Below are 12,224 nucleotides of genomic sequence, written 5' to 3' on the forward strand. Positions count from 1 at the left end.
TCCAGACGGACAAAGTGGCTTTTTGCAAAGGTGGTTGTCGGTCGCGCGATATAACCCTATTTGCAGGTAGGGTCGAGGGCGGGATCGCATTTGGCTTCGATCTGCTTCAGCGCATCGGTGCCGTGCTGCTTCGCCAATGTGTTCAGCGCCGCCGGGTTCGCGACCTTGACCGCGCCGCCCTTTGAGCCCTGCGCCTGAGCCTCCGCCTTCAACTGGGCGAGCTTGGCGTTTCTTTCCGTCTCGGTGAATTGCTCCGCCGCCGCCTGCGGCGGGACATTCAGGTTCGGATAGGTGCCGGTGTTCTTCGGCCCATCGGTAGAAGCGACAGGCGTGGCGCCCTCGATGTTGGTGCTCGAACAGCCTGATATCGCCAGCAAGACGACCGCCGCGCCCATGCGGCAAAAACGACCCGTGCCAGAAAAAACAGCTTCGCCAATATCAATCGTCATAATGTTTCCCTGGCAGCCGAGGTAGAGCGCGTTGGACCCGGTCTGATGTGTCATGATAATATGTCAAGAAAACGCTTCGGGAGGAACCCCGCGAACCATGTCCAAAACACCCGATTCGGGCAAATCGGAAGATGACCGGCCTTCGACCGTCGAGCAATATCTGGTTAAAGACCCGGAACGCTTCGCCTTGAACATGGCGCGCATGATCGAGCAGGCCGGCAAGGCGGCTTCCGCATGGGCCGAGCCGCGCGAAAAAGGCGACGTGCGCGATCATGTCGCCGAGCCGGTCGTCGACATGGTGAAAACCTTCTCCAAGCTGAGCGAATACTGGCTTTCCGATCCGCAGCGCGCGCTGGAGGCGCAGACGCGGCTGTTTTCCGGCTACATGACCGTCTGGGCCAACTCCATCCAGCGCCTCAGCGACGGCGGCGAAGACGCCGAAGACGCGGTCAAGCCCGAGCCAGGCGACAAGCGTTTCCAGGACCCGGAATGGGGCCGCAACGCTTTCTTCGATTTCCTCAAGCAGGCCTATCTCGTCACCTCGCGCTGGGCGAACGAACTGGTCGAGCACGCCGACGGCCTGGACGAGCACACCCGCCACAAGGCCGGTTTTTACGTCAAGCAGGTGTCCAACGCCATCTCGCCGTCGAATTTCATCCTGACCAACCCGGAACTGTTTCGCGAGACCATCGCTTCGAATGGCGAAAACCTGGTGCGCGGCATGAAGATGCTGGCCGAGGACATCGCCGCCGGCAAGGGCGACCTGAAACTGAGGCAGGCCGATTATTCGTCCTTCGAGATCGGCAAGAACCTGGCCACGACACCCGGCAAGGTGGTGGGCCGCAGCGACGTCGCCGAGATATTGCAATATGATCCGGCGACCGAGACCGTGCTCAAGCGGCCGCTGCTGATCTGCCCGCCATGGATCAACAAATTCTACATTCTCGATCTCAACCCGCAAAAATCCTTCATCCGCTGGGCCGTCGAGCAGGGCCACACCGTCTTCGTCATTTCCTGGATCAACCCAGACGAGCGGCACGGCACCAAGAGCTGGGAGGCCTATATCAGAGAGGGCCTGCAATACGGCCTGGACACGATCGAAAAGGCCACCGGCGAACAGGACGTCAACGCCGTCGGCTATTGCGTCGGCGGCACGCTTCTGGCGGCCGCCCTGGCGCTTTTGGCGCAGGAAGGCGACCACCGCATCAAATCGGCCACCTTCTTCACCACGCAGGTCGATTTCACCCATGCCGGCGACCTGAAAGTGTTCGTCGACGAGGAGCAGGTCGCGGCCGTCGAAAAGGCGATGAACGAGAAAGGCTATCTCGACGGCACCAAGATGGCGACCGCCTTCAACATGCTGCGCTCGGGCGACCTGATCTGGCCCTATGTCGTCAACAACTACATGCGCGGCAAGGATCCCCTGCCCTTCGACCTGCTCTACTGGAACGCCGATTCGACCCGCATGGCCGCAGCCAACCATTCCTTCTACCTGCGCAATTGCTATCTCGAGAACAGACTTTCGCAAGGCGAGATGGAACTCGCGGGCCGCGTGGTATCGCTGAAGGATGTCACCATCCCGGTCTACAACCTCGCCTCCAAGGAAGACCACATCGCGCCGGCGCTTTCGGTGTTCCTCGGTTCGAAATATTTCGGAGGCGAGGTCGACTACGTCCTGGCCGGCTCCGGCCACATCGCCGGCGTCGTCAATCCGCCGGCGGCGCAGAAATATCACTACTGGACCGGCGGCAAGCCAACGGGCGACTTCGACGAGTGGCTCGCCAAGGCCACGAACCATCCCGGCTCCTGGTGGTCGCACTGGCAACGCTGGATCGAGGCCAAGGACGACAGCCGCGTGCCGGCCCGCAAACCCGGCAAGCACATGAAAACCCTGGGCGATGCGCCAGGCACCTATGTCAAGGTGCGTGTGTAACCTTCTGTAATGTGTGGTGAGTTGACGCGCCGGTAAAAGAGGGCGAAATGGTGTCGTCAACCCTTAAGCACTCCCGATTCTTTTCTAACCGTCGAATTACTCTGGGGCTTGCGGATTTGACACAGGTCTCGTTTCCGTTCGGGGACAAGGTTTTATTGCGGCGAGACGTTTCGACGCCGCCAATGACGTACCGACCGGGCATCGAGGGGGAATTTGGTTTTGAAATCAGCAGGATCGCGCCTCGCGAAGGGAGAAAGCCGCGCCATTGCGGCCGCGCTTTTCTCCGTGCTCCTGGCGTCCTGCACCTCGGCCGGCGACCCGTCCCTGTCCGTCGGCATGCCTGGCTACAATGCCTCGGCTACGGACATCAGCACCGCCTCCGGCACCCAACAGGTCACCACTGACTCGTCGTCGCAGATGACGACTTCACAAATGACGATGACCGCCAAGGGCGACACAAGCCTTCCCGAGCAGGTCGCTTACGTCCCAGTGGCCAAGCCAGGAGCGCAGGCTCCCCAAGGAGGCGCCAAGTCGGATGCCGGCTTCCCCGTCCCGGCCAAAGCGGGCGCAGAGATGGCTGCGGGCCAGACGCCGCAGCCACAGGCGGCGCAGACGGTTGAACAGGCCGACGCTGCTACGCAGAAGACTGAAACCGCCGATGCCGGCACGGCCGCGCAGAAGTCAAAGGCCGAGGCCGCCGCGCCGGCGACGAACAATCCGGTCTATGTGACCGCCGCGGAGCCGCAGGCCTATGCGCCAAAGAAGAAGGGGTTCCTCGCCTCCTTGTTCAGCGCCACGCCCGCCTCGGCAGCACCTGCCCCGCAGGCCAACAACAGGTCGGGCGAGCAACCGCCGGCGGCGCAGCCCAAGCTGGTGGCAAAACCCGCCATCACCTTGGCCTCGGCTAAATCGGCTGAAAAGCCGGTGCAACTGGCTTCGCTCGGCGATACCAGCCATTTCACCGATGACGCGCTGCCCGGCGTGCGCAAGACCGCGCTTTTCGAGATCAAGCGCAAATCCGGCCTCGACGACGATAGCGACGTCGATCTGAACGAGGATGAAGGCGGCGCCTATCAGGTGGCATACGCTCCCGGGCTTGCCAGGCTGGCGCCCAACGGTCTTTTGAAGCAGACCGAGAATGTCGACGTTGCCTGCCTAAAACCTTCGCTGGTCCGCGTGCTGAAGACGATCGAAGGCCACTACGGCAAGAAGATGATCGTCACCTCCGGCTATCGTGATCCGGCCCGCAACCGTCGCGCCAACGGCGCCAAGAATTCGCTGCACATGTATTGCGCCGCCGCCGACATCCAGGTTCCAGGCGTCTCGAAAGCGCAACTGGCAAGCTACATCCGCAGCATGCCCGGGCGCGGCGGCGTCGGCACCTACTGCCATACCGAATCCGTGCACATCGACGTCGGTCCCGAGCGCGACTGGAACTGGCGCTGCCGTCGGCGGCGGTAACGGCTGGTTCTCCCTCTCGTCTATGCAACGCCCGCAGTGTGCAGGTCGGCATGCGATGCCGCGTCGAACCGGGGAAAGCGCTGAAAATGGGCGGTTTTGCGGTCACTGAAAAAAGTTGTCGCAGGGAGCGGCAGACGGGTTGCCGGTTTGGTGCAACGCAACTATAAGCGCTCACATCTGAGCGCGCCCATCGTCTAGCGGTCAGGACACCGCCCTTTCACGGCGGTAACAGGGGTTCGATTCCCCTTGGGCGTACCAGCAAATTCAAGCGCTTAGCGACTTCCCCTACCTGCCACGTCGAATCCAGGTCGAATAACTGTCGGTGAACGCTGGCGGACTTCCAGCTATTTCCATTCGAACCTATCGGTCGGCTCAAGGCTGGATTGAAACTCCTGGCGAAGGGCCGCCAGAGCCGCCGTTTTCCCATTCAGGTAGGCATCGAAGAACGACACTGCTCCGTCTTGTACAACCCGAGTGTAGCGGGTCTCCTCCTCGGGGCCGTGGGCGTGTGGTCCGTGCTTCAGGCCGGAAAACGCATTGTGGCCAGCACCGTCGAGAACGAGCAGATATTGATGAGGGATCGTCAGCGCTTCGTAAGGGAGGGTCCGCTGTATCGGATCGAATTCCTTGTTGCCGGGCACCGCATTGCCGTCCTTCGTGCCCGTGATGTGAAAGAGCGGGATACTGATATCGCGGTAAAGGGCGGCCAACTCGCCGCCCTGGATGGGAATGTTGGGGCTCATGACCAAGCCAGCGCGAATTCTTGGGTCCTTGAAGGACCACTGCCCGCCCGGACCCATTCTCTGCGCTGCGGCAACCATCGTTGAGACGCCTCCATAAGAGTGTCCGGCCATGCCGATGCGTGTCAAATCCAGGCGGCCGGCGAGCCGCCCCTCGCCGTTCAAGCGCGCAAGCTCGCGCAGGGCAAACGGCACGTCCTGAAATCGCGCGCGCGCAGCATTGGCGTCCCACATGGCTTCACGAAGAATGCGGTAGACTTCCCCAAGAGAGTTTGCGTGTTGCCAGATCGAACTGTCCGTCCCGCTATGCTGCAGGTGCACCGCCACGTAACCGCTTTCCGCCAGGCGCCGCCCGAGGTAAGGCATCGCCTCGCGCGATCCGCCAATGCCATGCGACACAAGGATCACCGGGTAAGCGCCAGAGAGGGGAGCGGGGGCATAAAGCCGGTACGGCACCGAACGGCTGCGCGATTCATCGCGAAAGGCGCCATCAATGACAGTATATCCCGAAGGTGAATCGTCCACGGTTTCGTTCATCCGCCAGCCCCTCAGGAATGTATGCTCGAAAGCATCTATTGTTCGCCCTGTTCCTTGACCCACTGGGCCGAAAGCATTAAGGCAATTACAGGTAGAAGCCACATCCAAAGACATCTATTGCCCGCTAGGTTCGTGCTATGGTGGTGTTTGAAACAAGCGCTCACTATTACCGCTTCTTTGCCAACGAGTCTCGTCGTGGCGGCTCTCCCCTCTATGAAAAGCTGTCGCTCGGGATTGCGGACAATGTCGCGCTGCAGCGCCTGGCGGCAGGGCGCAGGAAGGGTCAGCCGGCGGCGAACCTTGTCTTCGGCGCGGTACAGTATCTCCTGCTTGGGGGCGTCGACCACCCTCTCAAGGATTATTATCCGAGTCTGGGCGGAACGCGGCCGGCCGACGATCGCGCATTCGAACTTTTCGCCGCTTTTTGCGGTGCCCACGAAGCTGAACTCGTCGACATCATCGCGAAGCGCGCCACCAACACCAACGAGGCCGGCCGCAGCGCGCTGCTGCTGCCCGCATTCGATCTGGTTGCGCGCGAAGCCGCCGCTCCGCTTGGCCTCGTCGAGATCGGATCCAGCGCCGGCCTGAACCTGAACTTCGACATGTATGGATATCGGTATACGGACGGGAAAGGCGCTCCGAAGCTGGAGCGGTGGACCGATGCGGATTTCGTCCTTTCCTGCATCCTTGAAGGGCCCGGCGTGCCTGTATTGGGGACGTTCCCGCCCCCCGTTTCATCGAGGATCGGCCTCGAACTTTATCCGACCGATGTTCGGGATGAAAATGAACGCCGGTGGCTCAAGGCGCTTGTCTGGCCCGAGCGCATCGACCGGCTTACAAAACTGGATGGCGCCTTGAAGGTCGCCGCCGCGCATCCGCCCCGGATCAGAGGCGGCGACGCCGTGTTGAATCTGAGCTCTGCGCTGGCCGAGATTCGGCCTTATCAAGCCCGGTGCGTGTATCACACGATAATGGGCTATCAGCTTTCTGGCGATCAACACCGACGCATAAACGATATCCTGTTGGAGGCGAGCAAGACGGCGCCGGTCTGGCGCGTCACCGTGGAAGGCGAGGTCGCACACCCGAATCCCACTGAGACGTTCAATCCTCTCAAGGTCAGCAGATACTTCAATGGCGAGCGCAGGGTCAAAACGCTCGCGGTCTGCGATCCGCATGGGCTATCGATGGAGTGGAAAGGCTAGCGCGGCAGAGGCGCACGCAACTGGTTGCGATTGGATAAGGCCTTGGCAAAGTCCGGTTTGAGCGTGAGCGCCTCGTCAAAGCTGGCGAGTGCTTCATCAATGCGCCCCAACGCCCGCAGCGTAACCCCCCGATTGTTCATAGCTTGCACAAAATCGGGTTTCACCGCGATGGCTTTCTCGTAGCACGCGAGAGCCTCATCATACCGTTTCAGGCCGCGCAAGGCATGCCCCCTGTTGTTGTAAGCAGCTGCGGCTTTCGGATTGATCTCGGTGGCGCGAGCCAGGTAGGTGTCCGCTGCCTGATACTGACCGGCCTGAAGACAAAGAACGCCCAACAGATAATTAGCGCCGTAATGCCGGGGATTTTCAGCCAGCACCTCGAGATAGATCCTCCGGGCATCCAAAAATCGCCTGCTCCGATGGCGTTGCAACGCACTCGAAAATTGCTCCTCAATACGCCTAGCCGCCAACACCTCGTTCAGAAGCCGGCGCGCCTCCAGATTGCTCGGTTCGGTTTCGAGCACCTGCCTGCAACCGCGCTCCACCAGATGGAACTTCCCCTCCTGACGCAGCTTTCGCACCGACGAAATCACCGAGGCAAGGCTTCTTCGATCCAGCTTGTTTGCGCGAATGTTGGTGGAGTCGATCCGGACACCCTCTACAAGCCGCTCCTTCGATCCGAAACTGTACTTGTACGAAAAATCTCCAGTGCCAAGGTCGTAAGTCCTGAGGCCGTTTTGAATTGCCCAACGGATGCTGTAGGCGTGAAGCACCAAGCCCGGTGAAGGCTTCCGAATTGCGAGATTGCGGCTGACGAGGAAACAGACGAGTGAACGCTTTGACTTGTCGATAAACGCAATGTGTACTCCTAATGGAGTATCGCCTTTCCACAATACGGGCGCGAACAGTACACCCGCCTTGTGGCATTCAAGTAACATATAGCGGCAGTTGGCAATAATACCCTGAGCATAGACACGGCTTTTGGCCTCCCACTGCGTAAGCCAAAGTTGAAAGAAAACCTCGAGGTCATTTTGGATTGTCTCGAAATCCGCGACAGTTATCCTGTATTCTCCGCTATTCTCGACCTGGCGAAGAAAATGACGGACATCACGGCGGGTTTTCGGGCCAAGGTTGCCATCCAGGAATTCGTCCCAATCGGCTGGCAGATCGACATACATATAGATGTCATGATTTATATTTTCGCCTGTTCGGGTTGTATGGCGACGTCGTTCAATTTTTTCTTTCACAAAATCGTTGTCAGAAAAGCTTCCAAGCAGCATTTGACGGCGCTTGGCCGATATCGAAATGTCGTCGAAGTGCAGTGCTCTCCAATTCCGCGCCTGCAGGCGATCGGCGAACGACGAAATGACTTGCTCTTCGAATTCGGGAACGCAGATGAAGCCCGTATAGGTAGCAAAATACGAGCCGGCCATCCTTATGCTGCTATAAAATCCCGTCTGCTCATCAAGCCCGGTGACGAGTTGCAAAGGGAAGAAGGCGACATACTCGTTTGTTGCGGGAGACGGCCGCGCAGCCAAGATCATCCAACCTGGGCGTCGCAGCCAATTCGACATCCATGGCCACGACAGGAAAAAGTTCGCCTCCGGATCGGAGTCATATATCCGGTCCCAATTCTCTCTCAGCGGCTCCAACGCTTCGAATTTGTCAACCATATCAATTTGCATGCGCTGACCATCACTGAAGTGCCTTACCGAGCGTTTTGCGGTTATTTTTGCCGCTTTCTCTGCCGCCTGAGACTGTGCGTCAAAACATGTCCCACCAGTTCTTCATACTTGATCCCATGCAGGGCGGCCGAACGATAGACCGCCGAGGCCGGCGCCATGTTGCAGGCGATGTTCACTTCGATGAAAACGGTCCGGCGAGTGTCGGGATCATAACGGAAGTCGAAGCGGGCATAGTCGAATGGCGACATCTCGGCCACCATTCGCGCGGTTGCCTCCGAAACCTCCTCGGCTCCCGGTCCGTCGTAAGGAGCGGACTTGTAGGAACTGTTGAGCCCTCGCTTTGCTTCATTAGTCAGAACATTGTCGCCAGGGCGGCCGCGCTCCTCGAAGACCGCCAGTGAACCTGGGGGGAAGCCCTCGACAATTGGAACCGTCAGATTGAGGCCCGGCACAAACTCTTCTGCAATGAATTCACGGCCGCCGTGACGCGGATCCGAGATGGTTGCCAGCGCATCCCGCCAATCCGCTTCATTCTCCACCTTTACAATTGCGTCGGAAGCGATACCCCCTCGCGGCTTGACAATCCACGAACCGGGCAGGCTGAACCGATCATTGTTGACCTCACCGGGCTGCATGATCCTGTGCTTCGCGACATCGAGTCCCAAGGAAGCAGCCAACTGCTTGGCCAACACCTTGTCTTCCGAGACCGCCCGACTTGACGCCGATGCGCCGAGACACGGGACGCCACGATAGGCCGCGATTGCCGGCGCCAGGAGCTCGTGACCATCGAATATCGCATGCGAGTGAATGGCATAGAGAAAATCGAAGTCGAGAGGCCCGAACAGCACCTCGTGCTCGCTTGCCGGCGTGACCCTGAAACCCAGCCCCCGCAGCGTTTCGAGCATGATGGCATGGTAGACTACGTGGTAGCCGTACTTGGCCCTACGCTCCGGGCTGGAGTCGAGGGCATGACGCGCCAAAAACAGCACATGGGTTTGCGCCAGCTCTTCCGGCGATGGGGTCAACAAATATTCCAACGTCGGCATTTATGAGCCTGATGTGTTCAGAACGGTCTCCCATGCTTGCATCATGGCTCGAGCCGGTCAAGCAGAACCACGAGCAATATCCTGGGTGGCGTTGAAGGTCGAAATGGTACAGATCCAGACTGGAATGCTGGTCGCACTGCCAGGCAAAGAAACGCAGGAGCAGTTCGGGGCCCACGGCTGTCCTTTGACGGGAGTCAAAGCCCCGGCTCTAATGTAGAAGCCTGCTTGCTTCCGAGAAAGTTCCCCAAGGCTCGGATAGCGTCTATCGTATGCTGGGCATTGTCTATGCGAGCCCACCTATTTTTCTCTGCATTTGTCCTGATCGCTCCTCGGTACGCATAAACAGGAAGAGAAGACTCATCCAGTTTTTCTCTATATTGCAAGGATGCGATGTTTTTCAACGAGATCATAATAGCGTCGAGGTATCGCCCTGCTCTCACCTCGTCCCCGGTCCGCAGCGCCATCTCGAATGCATAAGCCAGCCCCTCGGTATAAACACCGTCCGAGGAAGCGTGCGGCAGGCCGTATTGAGGGGTTGCTGGATTGAAGAATCGCCCAATCCTGTGCGACCGGTCCTGAAGTTCAAGCAATTTGTCGTTCAGAGTAAACACCGCCTCGGCGAATTTACCGGCTTTCGTTAGCTCATATAGATGCCGATAAGCGATGGTGTGCCAAGGGACGTATGCCGGGTAAAAGTTATTTGCGATATTGCGGACATATTCCTCTAAATAGAATTCTGCACTGCGCGCCGCTTCGTCGAAATAACGGGTTAATCCAGTCCGGAAATAATATTCAAGCAAAGCTACTAATGCTTCCCCTGAGTAAAATGTTAAGAGGTATTTTGCGTCGAAGGAATAATTCGGCTCTTTTAGCCAAGGGCGAAAGGACCCGTCTGCATTCTGGAGCGCAAGGATACCATCCGCGGCTGCACTCGCCTTTAACTGGAACTGTTCAAAGTGAGGGCTTGCCGCGAATGTGCGAAGCAGCATCGCATTCGCCCCGAGCTTTGACTTGCCATCATATTCAATATAACCAATACCACCCCCCTCCCTATACCACGTATTCATGATGAACGACAAATTCCGGCGGTGAACAGGGCGAAGCGAGAGGTTTCTTACACTCATTTCCGCTAATGTGCGCGACGACATAAGCTGTCTTAGTTCATTATTTTTTTCAGATTTCTCGCCCGTGTACGGATTAATACTGTAGATAAACAGGCATCTTTTTCCAATATTGCGGATCATCCAAGCTTCCGCCAAGTCTTGGATCCTTACCACCTCCTCCGGCAGCGACACGATTGTCCGTCGCTCGGGAGACCGTTCGGCCCGATGAAAGTTCGTCTTCGGCATGAGGCGTTTGGAGGTTTGCATTCGGTGGGCGGACATGGTTTCGCCGAGAGTGATCGAGTTCTTGGCTGCTCTTCAACTGTCGACTGTAACGGCACGGTCTATGCGGTGGCAACGGCCTCGGCTGTAGGGCCGGGCTCCAAATGAGCGTACAAGAGCCGATGAAGATCCCGGCTTGTCGGTGCAATTGAAGGGCCGGTCTGCGACGAAAGCCCCGGCGCCGTGAAGACGATAGCTTCGCGGCCGATAGTCACCCTCGCGCCGGCCCTCCTGTTCAGTATCCCAAACGGAAGGTGAGCGTCTTTAGACGCTCACCCTTCGAGATTATCGAGCGAATATCTGCTGGGTCGTTAGCCGCCGCTGCCGCCACCACCGCCGCTGCCGCCACTGCCACCGCCGCCGCCACTGCCGCCGCCGCCGCTGCCGCCACTGCCGCCGCCGCCGCCACTGCCGCCGGTGCCACCACTGCCGCCGCTGCCACCACTGCCGCCGGTGCCGCCGCCGCCGCCACTGCCGCCGGTGCCGCCGCCGCCGCCATTGCCGCCGCCGCCGCCGCCATTGCCGCCGCCGCCGCCGCCGCCATTGCCGCCGTCGCCATCGCCATCGCCGTCGCCGTCGCCGTCGCCGTCACCATCGCCGTCACCATCGCCGTCGCCGTCACCATCGCCGTCACCATCGCCGTCACCATCGCCGTCGCCGTCACCATCGCCGTCACCGCCATCGTTCAAGGCGGCGGCAATAAGGGCCGTGGTAACCGGCGGGCACATGTCGAGTTGCTCGGCGGAAAGAATGCTGGTGCGGTTGGCTGCAATACAGCAAAGCGCGAAATTGGCTTCAGTGAGAGGTTGGCACTGTGCAGCCGCAAGCCGCGGACGTTGACTCTGCTGTGCGGTTGCCGGTGTGATCATTGCCACCGTGAAGGCAGCGGATGAAAGGAGCAGTATATTTCGAATCGTGTTCGAGACGTGAGGGTACAGGTGCATTTCTTCCTCCTTTTGAGGGAAAAAAGGCGCTCCCGTCCCCTTTGGTTGCGCGAAGGGTCAATGTTACCGACCATCGGTAACACTTTATTAAGTATGACAAACAATTTGTTCCTGTGCAATCGCGATTGTCAGGGTTGATTTACCAAGCCCCTTCAACATTATGACCACCCACCAAAAGGGGACACTAAGTGACTCGTTCAGCGGCGCTTCTCGCGGCGGCCATTTTGCTGGCTGGCTGCAGCAACCAAACCACCGGAACAGCAACGATGATGGCCACGCAAGGCTACGCCTTTGCGCCGGCCGCCTTCTACAAATTCTGCGCCAGCGATCCGGCGCTCTGCAGCACCCGCGGCAAGGTCAAAGCGGTCGAACTCACGCCGAGCCTGGAAGCGGAACTTGCGAGCGTGAACCAGTCGGTTAATCGCCGCATCAGGGAGAGAGGCGACAGAGACTCCGCAGGCCGAGCCGACGTTTGGGGCTTGCCGACCGCCGAAGGCGATTGCGAGGATTTCGCCATCCTCAAGAAAGCCGAGTTGTTGAAACGCGGTTGGCCCGCATCCGCCCTGTTGCTGACCGTTGCGACGCTTGGCGGCGCAGGTCATACGGTCCTGACGGTGCGGACCAGCAAGGGCGACCTGGTGCTGGACAACAGGACGGGCGCGATCAGGAATTGGTCACGGACGTCTTACCGTTATTTTGCTCGGCAGTCCCAGTCCGAAAACGGCAAGTGGACGCGGATAAGAACCTGACAGCCGTGCCTTGATCGCCCCGCGCCGATTTCGCGGCGGCGCAAACCGGATCTATCTTCGATCTGGCGTCTTCAGCCCGACGGTTGGCCGCGA

At 59.2% G+C, this 12,224-nt stretch carries 10 protein-coding genes and 1 tRNA gene; 6 read left to right on the forward strand and 5 right to left on the reverse strand.

Annotated features, from left to right (window positions below; genetic code table 11):
- Window positions 1–56: 56 nt before the first annotated feature.
- Complete coding sequence (locus NMG80_RS02815) at window positions 57–449, reverse strand: hypothetical protein (protein ID WP_254016733.1); 393 nt, start codon at window positions 447–449, stop codon at window positions 57–59.
- Between the two features lie 97 nt (window positions 450–546).
- On the opposite strand from NMG80_RS02815, the gene phaC reads away from it, so the two are divergent.
- From phaC to NMG80_RS02830, 3 genes are all read left to right on the forward strand, one after another.
- A complete protein-coding gene (gene phaC / locus NMG80_RS02820) occupies window positions 547–2,382 on the forward strand; it encodes a class I poly(R)-hydroxyalkanoic acid synthase (RefSeq protein WP_254016734.1) in 1,836 nt (611 codons plus the stop codon).
- A 213-nt stretch (window positions 2,383–2,595) separates the two neighbouring features.
- A complete protein-coding gene (locus NMG80_RS02825; RefSeq protein WP_254016735.1) occupies window positions 2,596–3,843 on the forward strand; it encodes a D-Ala-D-Ala carboxypeptidase family metallohydrolase in 1,248 nt (415 codons plus the stop codon).
- A gap of 183 nt (window positions 3,844–4,026) precedes the next feature.
- Window positions 4,027–4,101: transfer RNA gene (locus NMG80_RS02830), tRNA-Glu, on the forward strand.
- An 86-nt stretch (window positions 4,102–4,187) separates the two neighbouring features.
- On the opposite strand, the gene NMG80_RS02835 is transcribed toward NMG80_RS02830, so the two are convergent.
- Window positions 4,188–5,120 (reverse strand): alpha/beta hydrolase family protein, encoded by a 933-nt coding sequence (locus tag NMG80_RS02835; protein WP_254016736.1) that lies wholly within the window; start codon window positions 5,118–5,120, stop codon window positions 4,188–4,190.
- Between the two features lie 137 nt (window positions 5,121–5,257).
- Here NMG80_RS02835 and NMG80_RS02840 point away from each other — a divergent pair, with 137 nt between their 5' ends.
- Window positions 5,258–6,322, forward strand: coding sequence for a DUF2332 domain-containing protein (locus NMG80_RS02840; protein ID WP_254016737.1), 1,065 nt, complete (start codon window positions 5,258–5,260; stop codon window positions 6,320–6,322).
- On the opposite strand, the gene NMG80_RS02845 is transcribed toward NMG80_RS02840, so the two are convergent.
- From NMG80_RS02845 to NMG80_RS02855, 3 genes are all read right to left on the reverse strand, one after another.
- Complete coding sequence (locus NMG80_RS02845) at window positions 6,319–7,995, reverse strand: GNAT family N-acetyltransferase (RefSeq protein ID WP_254016738.1); 1,677 nt, start codon at window positions 7,993–7,995, stop codon at window positions 6,319–6,321. The two genes, NMG80_RS02840 and NMG80_RS02845, sit on opposite strands and share 4 nt — an antisense overlap.
- 53 nt (window positions 7,996–8,048) lie before the next feature.
- Window positions 8,049–9,053, reverse strand: coding sequence for a D-alanine--D-alanine ligase family protein (locus NMG80_RS02850; protein ID WP_254016739.1), 1,005 nt, complete (start codon window positions 9,051–9,053; stop codon window positions 8,049–8,051).
- 194 nt (window positions 9,054–9,247) lie between these two features.
- A complete protein-coding gene (locus NMG80_RS02855; protein WP_254016740.1) occupies window positions 9,248–10,297 on the reverse strand; it encodes a glycoside hydrolase family 88 protein in 1,050 nt (349 codons plus the stop codon).
- A gap of 395 nt (window positions 10,298–10,692) precedes the next feature.
- Between NMG80_RS02855 and NMG80_RS02860 the strand changes: the two genes are divergently transcribed.
- Window positions 10,693–11,331, forward strand: coding sequence for a hypothetical protein (locus NMG80_RS02860; protein WP_254016741.1), 639 nt, complete (start codon window positions 10,693–10,695; stop codon window positions 11,329–11,331).
- A 320-nt stretch (window positions 11,332–11,651) separates the two neighbouring features.
- Window positions 11,652–12,131, forward strand: coding sequence for a transglutaminase-like cysteine peptidase (locus NMG80_RS02865; RefSeq protein WP_367185912.1), 480 nt, complete (start codon window positions 11,652–11,654; stop codon window positions 12,129–12,131).
- The last annotated feature ends 93 nt before the right edge of the window (window positions 12,132–12,224 follow it).

Origin of the sequence: Mesorhizobium escarrei (assembly GCF_935825525.1) — a bacterium.
GTDB lineage: Bacteria > Pseudomonadota > Alphaproteobacteria > Rhizobiales > Rhizobiaceae > Mesorhizobium > Mesorhizobium escarrei.